Source organism: Streptomyces sp. NPDC006294 (assembly GCF_042870895.1).
Taxonomy (GTDB): Bacteria; Actinomycetota; Actinomycetes; order Streptomycetales; family Streptomycetaceae; genus Streptomyces.
Map to the genome: position 1 here is coordinate 71,708 of NZ_JBIAHV010000004.1, position 14,815 is coordinate 86,522.

Here is a 14,815-nt window from a genome sequence, read left to right on the forward strand (position 1 = left end):
GCCAAAACCGTTTGCACTACGGAGAAATGGGGTATCTCGCCGCTCAGTTCTGCATCGTCCGGCCGTGATCGAGATAGGCGAGTACGGCGAGCACCCGGCGGTTGTCGTCGTCGGACACCGGCAGGTTCAGCTTTGCGAAGATGTTCGACGTGTGCTTGGACACCGCCCGTTCGGTGACCACCAGCCGCTCCGCGATCGCCGCGTTCGAACGGCCCTGCGCCATCAGCTCCATGACGTCCCGTTCACGCGGCGTCAGACGGCCCATCGGCTTGTCGAGCGAACGCCGTGACAGCAGCTGCGAGATGACCTGCGGATCCATCGCCGTACCGCCGGCCGCGACCCTGCGCACCGCGTCTGTGAACTGCTCCGCGTCGAAGACCCGGTCCTTCAGCAGATAGCCCACTCCGCCGTTGCCGTCCGCCAGCAGCTCCCGTGCGTACAGCTGCTCCACGTGCTGCGACAGCACCAGCACCGGCAGCCCCGGTCTCGCCCGCCGCGCCGCCAGCGCGCACTGCAGGCCCTCGTCCGTGTGGGACGGCGGGAGCCGGACGTCGACCACGGCGACGTCCGGCTCCAAGTCGGCCAGTGCCCTGGTCAGTTCGGGCCCGCTCTCCACGGCGGCCAGGATCTCGAAGCCGAACGCCTCGAGCATCCGGACCAGCCCGTCCCGCAGCAGGAACAGGTCTTCGGCTAGAACGACTCGCAAGGGATCTCCATGGTCACCATGGTCGGGCCGCCCGCGGGACTGCTGACGGCCAGGACTCCGTCGAATGTACCGAGCCGCCGCTCGACGCCGCTCAGGCCGGAGCCGGCCCCGATCACCGCGCCGCCCCTGCCGTTGTCGGTCACCGAGACGCGCAGCGCGCCCGCGGTGTACGTGATGTCCACCCAGACGCGGTCGGCGCCCGAGTGCTTCACCGCGTTGGTCAGCGACTCGCTCACCGCGAAGTACGCGGCCGACTCGACCGGCGCGTCCACACGGCCCGGCAGGCCCACCTCCACCTCGGCCGGAATCGGCAGTCGCAGCGCCAGCGCCTTCACCGCGTCACCGAGGCCGCGCTCGGCCAGCACCGGCGGATGGATCCCGCGCACCAGGTCACGCAGCTCCGTCAGCGCCTCCGCCGACGACTCACGGGCCTTCGAGATCAGCTCCTTCGCCTGGGCCGGGTCCTTCTCGATCAGCGCCTCGACGGTGCCCAGGCTCATCCCCACCGCGACCAGCCGGGCCTGTGCCCCGTCGTGCAGATCCCGCTCGATACGGCGCAGTTCGGCCGCCGACGAGTCAACCGCGTCGTACCGGGTCTCCGTCAGCCGGTCGATGCGCTGCTCCAGCTCGTCCGCACGGTTCGGGGTGAGGAGAGCGGCGGTGAGGCGGAAGTGGGCGCGTACGAGGTAGCGGTTGACGTGCAGCGCGACGATCAGCCAGGCCAGCCCGAGCCAGAAGGCGAAGTGCGCCGTGCCGTCCCTGACCGGAAGGAACGTGTACCAGAACGTCCCCTGCGCGGCGACGATCGGCTCCCACAGCCAGGCCGCCAGCAGCAGCCCGAACACGCCCTCCAGGATCAGCGACGGAGCGAGCACCGCCAGGATCGCGCCGCCCGTCATGTCCGCCAGCAGCCACTGCATGTCACGCCAGGTCGCCGGGTCCTTCAGCATCAGCGAACACCGCTCGGCCTGCCCGACGAAACGCTTGCGCCCCTTCTCCGGGAACGGCCGGTACCGGACCGGGATACGGACCTTGGACCACTTCGCCGCCAGCAGCCGTCTGCGGTTCACATGGGCCCGCACCAGCATCAGCAGCCTCGGGGTGGTGAACACGCCCACCCCGACGGGTATCAGCGAGATCGACACGGCCGCCAGCGTGAAGAGCAGTACGGAGCCGGTCATCGCCGTCACCGCCAGTGCGAGCCCCTGCGCGCCGGCCACCACCGCGTCCCGTGCTTTCGCGATCATTGCGGGTCCCCCTCGTCGTCCGGTGTCGATCACCAGTGTCGGGGGCGCCGCCCGGCCGCCGCACTGGTGCAGGACACCGGACACGGGGTGTAGCCGGCTACACCCCCGCCGCTCACGACTCCCGCAGCAGCCGCTCCTCCACCTCCCGCGCCAGCCCCACCCGCGCGCGGTCGGACCGCTGCGGCGCCGCACCGCCCAGCGACGTGAGCCACGCCCAGGTGTCGCGGACCGTGTCCGCGACCGGGCGGCACCGCAGGCCCGCCGCCATGGCACGTGCCACGCCCACCCCGTGCAGCGCGGCGTGCCCCTCCTGCGTCGGCGGGATCCAGATCGGCAGGTCCGTCCACGGCTCCACGCCCGCCGCGAGCACCGTCTCCGCCGGCGTCCACCGCAGCCGCGCGCTCGAGCCCGTCACCGCGACGCAGGTGTCGAGGAGTTCGCCCATCGTCGTGTGGCCGGGCCGGCTCACCAGGTTGTACGGACCGCCGCGCCCGTCGCGGGCCGCGTCGAGCGTCCACTCGGCGAGGTCCCGGACGTCGACGTACTGCAGCGGCGTCTCCCGCGGGCCCGGCGCGAGCACGTCGCCGCCGCGCGCGATCCGGCCCAGCCACCACGGCAGCCGGCCGATGTTCTCCCACGGGCCGAGGATCAGGCCCGAGCGCACCAGCAGCGAGCGGCTGTCCCCGAAGGCGGCCGACACCGCCAGCTCCCCGCCCCGCTTGGCCTCGGCGTACGGCACGTCCCCGGCGTCGGGCGAACTGGCCACCGTGGCCGTGCTCTCGTCGTACCCGGCGGCCGGGGGCCAGACGTACACGGAGCAGCTGGAGACGTAGACGTACCGCTCGGCCCGCCCGGCGAGCAGCGCCGCCGTGTCCCGCACCGCCGAAGGCGCCCCCGACCAGGTGTCGACGACGACGTCCCAGGTGCCGTCCGCGAGCGCCGCCAGGCCGCCTTCCGCGGCGCGGTCGCCGATCCGTACGGCAGCGCCGTCCGGCGCCGCGTTGTGCCCGCGGTGGAAGACCGTGACGTCCCAGCCGCGGGCGAGCGCCGCCGTCGTCACCGCGCGCCCCGCGAAGTGTGTACCGCCCAGAATCAGAAGCCTCATGATCACGACTCTGCCCCGTCGGGCGGCGCGGAGGACAGCACTTCTGCTGCCGGAATAACGTTCCGTACCCGGGGTCACTCTCCCGGAGGCGGCTGAGGGCTGGCAGCATGTGCCGACGATGACGGCTGCCCGGTCGCCGATGCGTGCCCTGCGGGGCCGCGCTCTTCGCGGCGGTTGCGGTCGTCCTTGCCGCGACGGGGCACTGGTCCCTGTCCGCGCACCACATACCGCCCGCCGCGCTGATCGCCGCGCTCGGCGCGACGGCCGCCGCCGGCTGGCTCGCGGCCGGCCGCGAGCGCGGCGCCCGGTCCGTCGGAGCCGGACTGCTCGCCGTCCAGGGTGTTCCGCACCTGACCTTCGCGGGCGGCGAACAGGCCGCCGCACACCACCACGGGCCGCCCCCGGACATCGCCGCGGACGCCGGCATGGTCGCCGTGCACCTCGCCGCCGCGGCCGGTGGCCGCCGCCCGCGCCTAGGGGGCGTACGTGTAGCCGACCCGCCGCACGGTCCGGATCGTGCGGCGGTGCTCGGCGCCCAGCTTGCGGCGCAGCCGCGCCACATGGACGTCGACGGTACGGCCGTCGCCCACGTGCCCGTACCCCCACACCGTCGTGACCAGTTGGTCCCGCGTGTGCACCCGGTGCGGGTGCGCCACCAGGTGGGCCAGCAGCTCGAACTCCAGGTAGGTCAGCTCCAGCGCCCGCCCGTCCACCCGGGCGGTGCGCCGGTCCCGGTCGATCCGCACCGGGCCGCTGCTCACGGCCTCGTCGGGGGCCGGCCGCGGCTGCTGATCGGCCGGCACGAGCACGAGGTAGCCGACCATCGGCGGCTGCCCCGGGAGAGCGGGCACAGTGTGCGGGGGAGCGGGCAGCCATGTGGCGCCCGGCGGAAGGAAGTCGGCACTCGGCCGCGGCCGGTCTCGGTGGGCGGCGGCGGGGAGGGCACGGGTGTTCGCCATGAGGAGTCAGCTCTTTCGCGCGCGGAGGAAGACGGACTGACGTACGTCGTGCGCGCCGGCCGAAGGCCCGAGCGGGTACTGCCCGACGGGGGCGTCCCGAGTGGGTTCTAGCGGGCGGGCGCGTTCATCGCGCGACAACACACCCGGTCGAAGTCGTGATGCCGCCGGGACGGCCAGAACGGCTCGAGGCCGCTGCGACCTGCTGTGTCCGAGGTGCTTCGACGGGTGCCGACCATGCCCCCATTCAACCAGACCGCCCCTTGGCGCAGTGCTGAATCGCCAACGGAGGAGGGCGCCCGCCGTGCCACGGCGGACGCCCTCCTCAACCAGAACCCGGTGATCAGACCTGGCCGGCCTTTTCCAGCGCCGAACAGCAGGTGTCCACCAGCAGGCGGGTCACCACGTACGGGTCGACGTTGGCGTTCGGGCGGCGGTCCTCGATGTAGCCCTTGCCGTCCTGCTCGACCTGCCACGGGATACGGACCGACGCGCCGCGGTCGGAGACGCCGTAGCTGTACTCGTTCCACGGAGCGGTCTCGTGCAGACCGGTCAGACGGTCGTCGATGCCGGCGCCGTAGTGCTTGACGTGGTCCAGCGGCTTGGAGCCCTCGCCGAGCGACTCGCACGCGGTGATGATCGCGTCGTAGCCCTCGCGCATCGCCTTCGTGGAGAAGTTGGTGTGCGCACCGGCGCCGTTCCAGTCGCCCTTCACCGGCTTCGGGTCCAGCGTCGCGGAGACCTCGAAGTCCTCCGCGGTGCGGTAGAGCAGCCAGCGGGCCACCCACAGCTGGTCCGCGACCTCGAGCGGCGCGAGCGGGCCGACCTGGAACTCCCACTGGCCGGGCATGACCTCGGCGTTGATGCCGGAGATCCCGAGGCCCGCCGCGAGGCAGTTCTCGAGGTGCGCCTCGACGACGTCACGGCCGAAGATCTCGTCGGCGCCGACACCGCAGTAGTAGCCGCCCTGCGCGGCCGGGAAGCCGCCCTCCGGGAAGCCGAGCGGACGGGCGCCCTTGAAGAAGGTGTACTCCTGCTCGATGCCGAAGATCGGCTCCTGCGCGGCGAACTGCCCGTACACCTCGGCCAGCGCGGCACGCGTGTTGGACTCGTGCGGGGTCATGTCCGTGTTGAGGACCTCGCACAGCACCAGAACGTCGTCGCCGCCGCGGATCGGGTCCGGGCAGGTGAAGACCGGCTTGAGCACACGGTCCGACGCGTGACCCTTCGCCTGGTTGGTGCTGGACCCGTCGAAGCCCCACACGGGCAGCTCGGCGAGGCCGGCCGGCGAACCCGTCATGATCTTCGTCTTCGAGCGAAGCTTGGCGGTCGGCTCGGTGCCGTCGATCCAGATGTACTCAGCCTTGAAGGTCACGGGGTCTCATCCTTTGCGGGTGCAGCGGTATGCCGCGCAGCTTGGCAACACGCGATTTCCCAGCCGTTGCCCGTTTGTGAACCCCGCGTTACGCCCCCGCCCGCCCCTCACGCCCGGGAGTGTGGCGCGGGTCCGCCGGCCGGGACGCGGCACTCGTCACGGACTGCCGGGGCTTGCCGTCGCGTACGTGCCTGGCCGGACCCGGGGCGGTGCCGGGCTCCGGGAGCCGGAGCCCGGAGCGGCTCCGGCGGCGGCGCCGACGGGAACGTACACGTTCGTCCCTCGCGGTCTCCGGCGATTTCCGTCGCCGTGCACACTGGTGCGCATGATGAAGCAGACGCAGCAACAGCGTATCGGGCTCCTCGGGGCCGGGCCGTGGGCGCGGATGACGCAGGCACCGGCGCTGGCCGGGCACCCGGACATCGTGTTCAGCGGGGTGTGGGGGAGGCGGCCCGACGCGGCGGCCGAGCTCGCCGACGCGCACGGGACGGCGGCGTTCACGGGCGACGAGGGCATCGACGCCCTCTTCGGCGTCAGCGACGCCGTCGCCTTCGCCGTGCCGCCGGACGTGCAGGCCCCGCTCGCCGCGAGGGCCGCCGCGGCGGGATGCCATCTGCTGCTGGACAAGCCGGTCGCGACGAACGTCGCCGCCGCGCGCGCCGCGGCCCGCGCGGCCGACGAGGCCCAGGTGGCTTCGGTGGTGTTCTGCACGCTGCGGTTCACCGCGGACACCGAGGCGTGGGTGACCGAACAGGCCGCTGCCGACGGTTGGTTCACGGCGCACGCGCAGTGGCTCGGCTCGCTGTACTCGGACGGCTCTGACAGCCCGTTCGCGGCCTCGCCGTGGCGCAGGGAGAAGGGCGGCCTGTGGGACGTCGGCCCCCACGCCCTCTCCGCGCTGCTCCCGGTCCTCGGCGACGTGACAACGCTGTCGGCGGGCCGTGGCCCCGCCGACACCGTGCACCTGGTGCTGCGGCACGCCTCCGGCGCGTCCAGCACCGTGACGCTGGGCCTGAGCGCACCGGGGAAGGCGGCCGGTACGAGCCTGGTCCTGCTGGGCGAGCGGGGCAGGGCCGAGCTGCCCGAGGGCTGGGGCGACCCGGTCACCTCGTTCCGCACGGCCGTCGACGCCCTCGTCGATTCCGCACGCACGGGCCGGCCGCACGCCTGCGACATCCACTTCGGGGTCCGGCTCACCGAGATCCTGGCCGAGGCGGAGGAACTGCTGGTCCGGACTGCGCCGTGACGCGGGCGGGCCGTGCGGGGACAAGGCCGTAGCCGCAGGACCGGCGGGGGCGTTACCGGGGCCTGCGGCTACGACGGCACGGCGGCCGCCGGACCGGGACGGTGCCGTGGCGCCGCCGGGTGTGCGGCCCGGCGGCTGCTCCTCCTGGGACAGTGGAAGGGGAGCGGGCACGGCGTACGTCGTTCGGGGCCGGCGGCGCCCGGTCAGCCGACGCGCTCGATACGCGCGTTGCGGATCAGGAACTTGCCCGCCTCGCGGACCTGTTCGAAGGCCGCGTTGTTCAGCAGGGCGCAGCTCCCGGAGACCGAGGTGACCTCGACGGCCGTGGACTTGTCGTTGTCCAGGTTCGTCACCTTGAGCCGGGTGCCGACGGGGAACTCGTTGCTGGAGGCGGCCGGCGCGCCGCCCTCGCCGGAGACGGTCACGGTGGAGCCGGCGCAGACGACCTCGCCGGTGGCGGCGTCGTCGCCCGCGTTGCCACCGGCCTCCTCCTCACCGCCTCCGGCGCCCTGCTCCGCACCCTGCCCGGCGTCCTGCCCGGCACCCTCGTCGGCGGGCGGTTCCTCCGCCGGGGGCTGCTCCGCAGCGGGCGGCGCGGCCGCCTGGTCGCCGCCACCGCCGTCGCAGCCCGCCGCCTCCTCCTGGACCTTGATCTGCGCGATCACCGCCTCCCGGTTGGCGATGCGCGCGGCCGACTGGGCGTCCGGGTCGGCGCGTTGGCCGGCGATGAAGTTCTCGTTGTTCTGGATCGCCTGAGCGAGCCCGTCGCACGCCACGGACGCGTTGCTCGTCCCGGTCATCACAATCGCAGTGCCGCCGACCATGGCCGCAGCGCCGACGAGGAGGGCGATCTTCTTCTTGCCGCTGAGGGTCTTCTTGCGTGACACGTAAGGGCTCCTGTCCCCGGCCGCGGGGGCGGCCGGATGGTTCCTTGTGCCCTTACGTACGAGTAGCCGCCGCCGAGTTCTCACCGGCCCCACTCGCCTCTTCCTTAACGTTCCTTAAGGTGCCGAAGCGGCCCACCGGCCACGCCGTCACGGACCGGCCGCCGCTCAGGCCGGCACACCCCCCGTCCGGCAGCGCGTGCATCGCGGCTCCCGTCGGCACGGGACCGGCCGCCGCGGCCGACGTCCTGTCAGACTCCGCCGGCGGCTCCGGCACCCGGGCCGGCGTCAGCCACGGCCGCCGGCGGCTCCCGTGCAGATACAGCTCGAGCGGCACACTCCCGGCCCCGGTGGCCCGGTCAGCCGCGTCCCATCGCGTCCCGTACCGCCTCCTCCGTACGCCCCACCACCGCGGTGCCGTCCTCCGCCGTGATGATGGGCCGCTGGATGAGCTTCGGGTGCTGGGAGAGCGCCGCGATCCAGCGGTCCCGCGAACCGGCGTCCCTGGGCCAGTCCTTGACGCCCAGCTCCTTCGCGACCGCCTCGCCCGTGCGCGTGATGTCCCACGGCTCGAGGCCGAGGCGCTCGAGGACGGCGCGGATCTCGTCCTCGGACGGCACGTCCTCGAGGTAGCGGCGGACGGTGTAGTCGGCGCCCTCCGCGTCGAGCAGGTCGACGGCGCTGCGGCACTTGGAACAGGCCGGGTTGATCCAGATCTCCATGCGCTCCACGGTACCGGCCGCAGGCCGCCCAAACACCGTCTGGCCAGGCGAAATTGTCAGTGCCGACCGGTAGAATGAACAGTAGTTCGGGATGGTCCCGCCACCGCGCCAGGAGGTTGCCGATGGCCGTTGCCACACTCACGACGAAGCCCCTGACCCCGCCCCAGAAGAAGCCGCTCCCGGCCGGCCAGCCGCGCGAGTGGTACGTGTCCCACAACCGCCGCCTGAAGGCCATGCGCCTCGCGATCGCGCTGCTCGACTCCGGCGTCTACCACCCGGCGACCGCCGACAACCGCCGTATACGGGCGACGGCGGAGCGCATCGGCGCCCATGCCCCGTCCGACACGACGTGCCGGATGGTCAGGGCCCTGATCCGTTACGGCCGCTGATCCGGAGGGCCCCTGAACCGTACGGTCGCTGATCCGACGCGACCACCGATCGTGCCAGGACCACCGATCCGACACGGCCGTTGCAGCGGCCGACCTCACGAGGCGGGGTGCCGGGGATCCGGCGCCCCGTTCTCGTACCACTCGGCGAGCACTTCGTCCCCGACGGCCAGCATGCCGCCGCGCACCACGGCCGCCTTCGCGCCGAAGCTGACCTTGTTGTCGTAGACGGGCTCCCTGCGGTACGTGGCGAGGGTGCGCACCGGTTCGGGCCCGGCCCGCACCCCCGTGCGCTGGTCCACCATCGGTACGGCGCAGCGCAGCGCCCGTACGGAGTGGGCGAGTTCGACGGTCCGGGCCGTCTGCGCACCGGCGCCGGCGTCCTCTGCCGCGCCCGCGAACCCGATCCGCCGCATCAGGTCCTCGTCGTGCGGCCGGGCGCATCCGTCCAGCACGATGTTGGGCCGGAAGCGGTCCATCGGCACCGGCTTTCCGCCCGCGGCACCGATCCGTTCGTTCAACCCGTCCAGCGAGGCCCGGGACAGCACGAGCACGGAGTGCGCGTCCGCGAAGGCGACCTTGCCCGCCGTCTCGCCCCAGCCGTCGCGGTCGAAGCCGTCCGGCACCCGCACCAGCCGCAGCTTCTCCCCGAGCACCTCGGAGAACCACTCGGCCGCGTCCCCGCCCTGGTCGACGGCGTCCCCGACCGGCCGGCCGAACAGGCTCACCGGCCGCCGCTCGCCCTCCGGGTCGACGGCCACGACCAGGCTCTCGACCCCGTCGGCGCTCAGCCGCAGCGCCCGCCCGCCGTCGACGACCTCGGGCCGGACCGCCGCCATGGCCGGCAGCCGGCGCTGGCTCCGGAAGGCTCCGTCGACCGCGTCGACGACCATGAACGTCCGGTCGTGCTCCAGCCCCGTGGTCTCCACCCGTACCGACTCCGCACCGGTCCCGGCACAGCCTTTGACCGGGTAGTACGTCAGTTCCCGCACAGTCATCCCCATAGCGGCCGATCGTAGCGCCCGCACCGGGCCGCACGGAGGCCCGGCGCGTCCCGCACCCTGCCCCGCTCAGCGCGCGCCGGCGCCGCCACCACGTCGGACGCCGTCAGCAGCCGGACCCGGCCCGCGTCGAGCCCGCCGGGGTACAGCGCGTAGACCCGGCTCCCGTCGGCCGGCGGCAGAGCGGCCCCCCCGTACGGCACATGTGATTGTCCGGCGGCTCAGCCGCCGTTGTGGAAGACGATCAGACAGCGCCAGAAGAGCAGCCGCCGGACACGCGATCCCGGCAGCAGCACCGCCGCCTCCCGCCGGATCTCGGCCAGCCCCGTCTCCGGCTGCCGCACCGGGGCCCTGACCACGCCGTCCGCGGTCATGCCACGGAACCGGTCCGCGACCGCGACACCGAGCCGGGCGACGGCGTTGACCGGCACGGCCGCGAGGCTCCACGCCCGGTCGAGCGGCGTCCTCTCGGCGTAGCACCCCAGCACCACCAGCACACCCCCCGGCGCGAGCGCGTCACGCAGCGCGGCGACCGTGCCGAACGGCATGTGGTGCAGACTCGCCAGACACGACACGAAGTCGTAGTGCCCTTTGGGCAGTTCCATCCCCGTGACGTCCGCCTGCGTGAACCGCGGGCTCCTGGCGCCCGCCGACAGCGCACGGGCCTCCGCGATCACCTCGGCGGACGGATCGACGGCGTCGACGTCCAACCCGAGCGCCGCCACCCGCCGCGCGAACCGCCCCGCCCCGCACCCGACGTCCAGCCCCGTGACCGCGTCGCGCGGCACCTGCCGCAACAGCAGCCGGTGGTAGCGGTCGTTGTGATCGAAGGGCATGCTGGCGACTCTGCCACACCGGGCGGGGAGGGAACCTCGGAAGAGGTCCCTGGACCGCGCCGGGAACGTGAGGCACGGGACGGCCGGGCCGGACGGCCCGACCGGCGGCAGAACTGGAACCGTCACCGGTCCCGGATCACTGGCACACCGGCTGCTCGGCCAGCCAGGTCTTCGCCGCGGCCAGAACCCGGTCCTGGCCGCCTCCCACGGTGCGCCGGGCGGTGAGGACCACCTCGTCCGGCGGAATGGGTCCGTCATACGTGCGGCCCGTGCGGTCCGCGTCCTTGACCTCGGTGAGATGCAGGACGGCTCCGTCCGACAGGCGGTGGGGCTGGTTTCCCGTAGGGACACCGCTGGTGCTCTCGCCGAAGAACCGCGTGTCCGGCCGCCCGCGAAAGCCACCGCGACCGCTTCTCCGGCGCTGCCGGTCGCACCACTCGTCAGCACCGCCACCGGTGGATCGCCGGCGGTCACCGCTTCGCCGCCGGGCCAGCCGACGGACTCGCCGTCGTAGCGCGGACTACCGTCCTCGATCGTCCACATGGTCCTCCCGCCGTCGGCGTCCACGAACGCGCCGACCTTCCCGTCGCCCAGTATGGGAGCGACGACGGCGAGCATCGGCCACATGTTTCCCCCGCGGTTGCGGCGCAGATCCACCACCCAGCCACACGCCTGCGACCGGTCCGCCTCCACCACCGCCCTCCGACCTCGCTGGACGTACTCCTCGTACGACTGCTCCGACCCCTGCACTCCCGGCAGCGACACATACCCGAAGCGCCCTTCCAGCGAGCGACCCCGCAGGTCGTCGAAGGTCGTGACAGGAGCTTCCAACCTCTTGGCCTGCTCCGGCGCGAAGAAGGAACTGTGCCCGTCGTGCAGCGAGTTGACAGCCGACGTGATCGCCCCGTAGGTGTCGGCCGGCTTCTGCGCCCCGTCGGCCCGCGAGAACGCCTCGCTGCGGACCTGCTCCCAGTCGACCGTGCGACGCACCAGCGAGCGCTTCTCCATGATGTCCAGCGCCGTGGACAAGTAGGACTCGGCGCCGGCCGACATGGCCGGACCCGAGGTCCGCTCCTCATGCGGTGCGCAGCCCGCCCCTGAGACGAGAACGGCGACTGCTGCGAGGCAGGCCGAACGGAGTGGACGTCCCCGACGCATTCATCCCCCAGGGTTCTTCTGCGGCCTCGAGTCCCCGTGACCCTAACGGCTGACGTGGTGCGGGGCTCCGTCCCGCGGCCGCTCCGGCCGCCGGCCCTGCCGCACAGCGCGGCCCGGTGCCGGGGCCGACGGCCGGTTCGCCACCGAGGGCGTGCTGCGGGCCCTGCGGCTGCGGCAGACCGCCCCGGCACCGGGCCCGCCGCGTCACTCCTCGTCGCGCAGCCGGGCCGCCAAGGAGGTCAGCGGCTCGGTCTCCTCGGTGTGGCCCAGGGCGGTCAGGCGGGCGACCGCCGCGTCGAGGCGGCCGAGAGCGGGAGCGGTGCGTTCCAGATAGATGCCCTCCACGGCGGCCGCGAGGCGGACGCACTCGGCCCACTCGCCGGCGCGGTCCTCGTCCGGACCCGGATCGCCGACCAGGGCGAGAGCCTTGTCCAGGGCGGCCAGGGCGTCCTCGTACGCACCGGCGTAGGCGTTGACCCGCCCGTGCTCGTAGGCCAGGGCGCTGTCCAGGGAGCGGCCGCGGGCCTCGTACCCGGCGGCGCGGGCCTCGTCGGCGACCTTGGCGGCGTCGGCGAGGAAGGCGAGCGCGCCGGCCAGGCCGTCGGGGCCCTGCTGGTGGGCCTGGAGGCGGGCGAGTTCGCGCAGGCAGTTGCTGAGCTGCTCGAAGCGCGGGTCGCGGGCGTGGGCTGCGAGCGCCTGGTCCGCGGCCTCGCGGGCCGGGCCGAACTCGCCGGACTCGCCGAGGAGTACGGCCGTCTCCGCGGCGATCATGGCGTGGCTCCCCGGGTCGTCGTCCCAGCCCGCCGACTCGGCGGCGAGAGTGACGAACTCCGCGGTGGCGGCCTTGAGGTCCGCTCCGGCGTGCAGCGCGCGGGCGCGGGTCAGGCGCAGCTGGGCGACGAGCCGGTCGTCCAGCTCTCCGGCGGTGACGTCCGGCTCGGCCAGGAGGGAGTCGAGCAGCGCGATGCAGTCCTCGACGCGCCCCAGGTCCAGGCTGAGCTGGGCCGCGTTGCTGTAGGCGCAGAACGCGTCCGTCCGGCTGCCGCGGCGGAGCTCCAGCTCCGCCGAGCGCGTCAGCTGCCGCAGCGCCTCGTCGGGGCGGCCCAAGCGCATGCAGACCTCGGCCAGTTCGCTGTGGAAGCGGGCGGTGTCCATCGCGTCGGCCGGCCAGTCCGCGGCCAGGCGCAGGCCCTCGGCCAGATCCTCGTACGCGGCCTGCGCGTCCTGGAGACCGAGTCGGAGCCGGCCGCGCAGTCGGAGCGTACGGGGCAGGTGCCAGGCGGGGCCGTGCTCCTTCAGCCGGTCGAGGAGGGCGTCGATCTCGGCGACCGCGGTGGGCAGGTCACCGGAGACGGCGTGGGCGCTGGCCCGCACCAGCCGGGCACCGGAGATCTGCCCGACGATGTCGTGCCGGGTCGCGAACGCGTGCAGCAGATCCGCCTCGGCGAGGACCGGAGCGGCGTGCTCCGTGCTCCCCGACGTCTGCAGACGCAGGCCCAGCGCGGTGGCCCGCAGCCGCAGCAGGCGGGCCTCCTGGTACGGGGTGAGGCCGGTCGTCTCCTCGTGCAGACGGACCATGGCGGCGTGGGCGGCGGTCAGCGCGGCGACCCGCGCCTCGGCCCGGCCGGCGCCCTCGGCGGCGCTGTCCGTCGGGCTCTCCGCGGGGTCCTCACCGGCGCTCTTGTGGGGAGCCTCGGCGGCGGCGAGCAGGACGCCGGCCCGGGCGAGCGCCGCGTGGCCCGGCAGGCCGGCGTCCTCGTACAGCCCGGCGGCCTCCTCGTACAGGTCGGCGGCGACGGTGAAGTCGTCCTTCTCGCCCGCCCGGCCCGCCTCGTCGGCCAGCAGATCAGCGCAGAGCTGTACGAGCGGGCCCACGGCCGGGTCGTCGGGGTGGGTGTAGGCGCGGGCGGCGACGAGCGTGCGCAGCTCCGCCCAGCAGCCCTCCGCGTCCGGATGCCCCTGCTCGTCCAGCCGCCGCGCCCGGAGGATCAGTTCGGGCAGCGACTCGGGGACGGCGGCGGCCGTCGGTGCGGCGGGCGCGACAACCGGGGCGGCCGGGGCCACGTCGTCGAGGCGGCGCGGTCGCAGGGTCAGTTCCAGCGAGTCCAGGAGCGGAGCACGGTCGAGGCGGGCCCGGCGGCGGTCGGTGTGGGCCGTGGTCCCGTTGCGGGCGTCGAAACGGGCGGCGAGGTCGTCGGCGCGGCCCCGCACCTCGGCGCGCAGGCCGGCCACCGTCCAGGCGCGGCCCGCGTATCCGGCGGCGGGCAGTTCGCCGTGGCCGAGGAGCTCGACCCGCTGGAGGAGGACCTCCACGCCGGTGAGGAAGTCGAACAGGCCCAGCGGCGAGTCCACCTCCTCGAACAGGTTGCGGTTCTCGGCGAGCAGCTCCAGACCCCGTGCCTCGTTGCCGGTCAGCGCGCAGAACTCCAGGTGCCGGCCGATCTCCCCGGACATCGAGGGGTTGCGGCGGCAGCCGCGGTAGCCGGCGAGGTGCAGTTCACGGGCCTGGCCGGTGCGGCCGGTGCGCAGCAGGGGCAGCAGCGCGTACGAGACGGAGCGGGCCGGCTCCTCCTGGCAGGACGCCTTCCCGGCCAGCACCGGCTCCCAGGCGCGCAGCGCCCGCTCGTCGTCGCCCGCCGCGAGGTGGTACAGGGCGCGCTCGCAGATCTCGCACGCCTCGCAGTCGCTGAGCCGGGTGCGGGTGCGGCCCGCCCACAGCTCGTAGGCGAGAGCGGTGTCCTCGCCGACGTGCGCGGCGAGCTGGTACGCCTGCCCGTAGTACGGCTGGAGGCCCAGACCGGCCTTCTCGTACCGGCCGCGCATCTCCGTCAGCCACTGGCGCAGACTGGTCAGCGGTATCTCGGGCAGCTGGCGCAGGGCGTTGGCGACCCACTTGAACCGCCAGAACAGCATGTGCCGCAGGCGCTCGTCGAAGACGTCGGGCTGCTCGTCGAAGAGAGTGAGCAGGCGGGCGAAGACGACGGGCGACTTCCGCGGTTCGGAGCCGTAGGTGTACGCCTCCTGGAGTTCGAGGAGTGCGTGGATGAGCGGCACGGGCTCCGCGAACTGTTCCGCGGCGTCGACCAGTTCCTCCGCGGTGACGGTACGGGTGCGGCCGTAGGGGAGCCCGCTGTTCTCCTGGAGCGCCCGGTACAGCTCGTCCGTGCTCTGGGGATGGGGTGCGGTAGGCATC

The 14,815-nt window shown here is 73.6% G+C and carries 12 protein-coding genes; 2 read left to right on the forward strand and 10 right to left on the reverse strand.

What is annotated here, in order from left to right; genetic code table 11:
- Positions 1 to 43: 43 nt before the first annotated feature.
- The 5 genes from ACFYOP_RS08195 to glnII form a co-directional block, all read right to left on the reverse strand.
- The gene (locus ACFYOP_RS08195; protein ID WP_356891533.1) at positions 44 to 706 is read right to left on the reverse strand and encodes a response regulator transcription factor; all 663 of its coding nucleotides are present in this window, start codon (positions 704 to 706) and stop codon (positions 44 to 46) included.
- On the reverse strand, positions 691 to 1,953 hold the full coding sequence (locus ACFYOP_RS08200) for a sensor histidine kinase (protein WP_356891535.1): 1,263 nt from the start codon (positions 1,951 to 1,953) through the stop codon (positions 691 to 693). The genes ACFYOP_RS08195 and ACFYOP_RS08200 overlap by 16 nt, the downstream gene beginning before the upstream one ends.
- Positions 1,954 to 2,065: 112 nt before the next feature.
- The gene (locus ACFYOP_RS08205; RefSeq protein ID WP_356891537.1) at positions 2,066 to 3,058 is read right to left on the reverse strand and encodes an NAD-dependent epimerase/dehydratase family protein; all 993 of its coding nucleotides are present in this window, start codon (positions 3,056 to 3,058) and stop codon (positions 2,066 to 2,068) included.
- 473 nt (positions 3,059 to 3,531) lie between these two features.
- Positions 3,532 to 4,017: a winged helix-turn-helix domain-containing protein gene (locus ACFYOP_RS08210; RefSeq protein ID WP_356891539.1), complete on the reverse strand. Its 486-nt coding sequence runs from the start codon at positions 4,015 to 4,017 to the stop codon at positions 3,532 to 3,534.
- Positions 4,018 to 4,357: 340 nt separating this feature from the next.
- A complete protein-coding gene (glnII, locus tag ACFYOP_RS08215; protein WP_356891541.1) occupies positions 4,358 to 5,389 on the reverse strand; it encodes a glutamine synthetase in 1,032 nt (343 codons plus the stop codon).
- 325 nt (positions 5,390 to 5,714) lie between these two features.
- Between glnII and ACFYOP_RS08220 the strand changes: the two genes are divergently transcribed.
- Entirely contained in the window at positions 5,715 to 6,635 is a 921-nt protein-coding gene (locus tag ACFYOP_RS08220; RefSeq protein WP_356891543.1) for a Gfo/Idh/MocA family oxidoreductase, read from the forward strand.
- Between the two features lie 203 nt (positions 6,636 to 6,838).
- On the opposite strand, the gene ACFYOP_RS08225 is transcribed toward ACFYOP_RS08220, so the two are convergent.
- On the reverse strand, positions 6,839 to 7,522 hold the full coding sequence (locus ACFYOP_RS08225) for a hypothetical protein (RefSeq protein WP_356891545.1): 684 nt from the start codon (positions 7,520 to 7,522) through the stop codon (positions 6,839 to 6,841).
- Between the two features lie 356 nt (positions 7,523 to 7,878).
- A complete protein-coding gene (locus ACFYOP_RS08230) occupies positions 7,879 to 8,241 on the reverse strand; it encodes an arsenate reductase family protein (RefSeq protein WP_356891547.1) in 363 nt (120 codons plus the stop codon).
- Between the two features lie 122 nt (positions 8,242 to 8,363).
- Here ACFYOP_RS08230 and ACFYOP_RS08235 point away from each other — a divergent pair, with 122 nt between their 5' ends.
- Entirely contained in the window at positions 8,364 to 8,630 is a 267-nt protein-coding gene (locus tag ACFYOP_RS08235) for a hypothetical protein (RefSeq protein ID WP_356891549.1), read from the forward strand.
- Between the two features lie 95 nt (positions 8,631 to 8,725).
- On the opposite strand, the gene ACFYOP_RS08240 is transcribed toward ACFYOP_RS08235, so the two are convergent.
- The 3 genes from ACFYOP_RS08240 to ACFYOP_RS08250 form a co-directional block, all read right to left on the reverse strand.
- The gene (locus ACFYOP_RS08240; RefSeq protein ID WP_356891551.1) at positions 8,726 to 9,631 is read right to left on the reverse strand and encodes an MOSC N-terminal beta barrel domain-containing protein; all 906 of its coding nucleotides are present in this window, start codon (positions 9,629 to 9,631) and stop codon (positions 8,726 to 8,728) included.
- Positions 9,632 to 9,849: 218 nt separating this feature from the next.
- Positions 9,850 to 11,517: a methyltransferase domain-containing protein gene (locus tag ACFYOP_RS08245; protein ID WP_356891553.1), complete on the reverse strand. Its 1,668-nt coding sequence runs from the start codon at positions 11,515 to 11,517 to the stop codon at positions 9,850 to 9,852.
- A 309-nt stretch (positions 11,518 to 11,826) separates the two neighbouring features.
- Positions 11,827 to 14,814: a hypothetical protein gene (locus ACFYOP_RS08250; RefSeq protein WP_356891555.1), complete on the reverse strand. Its 2,988-nt coding sequence runs from the start codon at positions 14,812 to 14,814 to the stop codon at positions 11,827 to 11,829.
- Between the last annotated feature and the right edge of the window lies 1 nt (position 14,815).

Excerpts from the sequence above, each read along its gene's own strand:
- ACFYOP_RS08200 (WP_356891535.1), bottom strand. The coding sequence starts at position 1,953 with ATGATCGCGAAAGCACGGGACGCGGTGGTGGCCGGCGCGCAGGGGCTC.
- ACFYOP_RS08205 (WP_356891537.1), bottom strand. The coding sequence starts at position 3,058 with ATGAGGCTTCTGATTCTGGGCGGTACACACTTCGCGGGGCGCGCGGTG.
- ACFYOP_RS08210 (WP_356891539.1), bottom strand. The coding sequence starts at position 4,017 with ATGGCGAACACCCGTGCCCTCCCCGCCGCCGCCCACCGAGACCGGCCG.
- ACFYOP_RS08220 (WP_356891543.1), top strand. The coding sequence starts at position 5,715 with ATGATGAAGCAGACGCAGCAACAGCGTATCGGGCTCCTCGGGGCCGGG.
- ACFYOP_RS08230 (WP_356891547.1), bottom strand. The coding sequence starts at position 8,241 with ATGGAGATCTGGATCAACCCGGCCTGTTCCAAGTGCCGCAGCGCCGTC.
- ACFYOP_RS08235 (WP_356891549.1), top strand. The coding sequence starts at position 8,364 with ATGGCCGTTGCCACACTCACGACGAAGCCCCTGACCCCGCCCCAGAAG.
- ACFYOP_RS08240 (WP_356891551.1), bottom strand. The coding sequence starts at position 9,631 with ATGGGGATGACTGTGCGGGAACTGACGTACTACCCGGTCAAAGGCTGT.
- ACFYOP_RS08245 (WP_356891553.1), bottom strand. The coding sequence starts at position 11,517 with ATGTCGGCCGGCGCCGAGTCCTACTTGTCCACGGCGCTGGACATCATG.
- ACFYOP_RS08250 (WP_356891555.1), bottom strand. The coding sequence starts at position 14,814 with ATGCCTACCGCACCCCATCCCCAGAGCACGGACGAGCTGTACCGGGCG.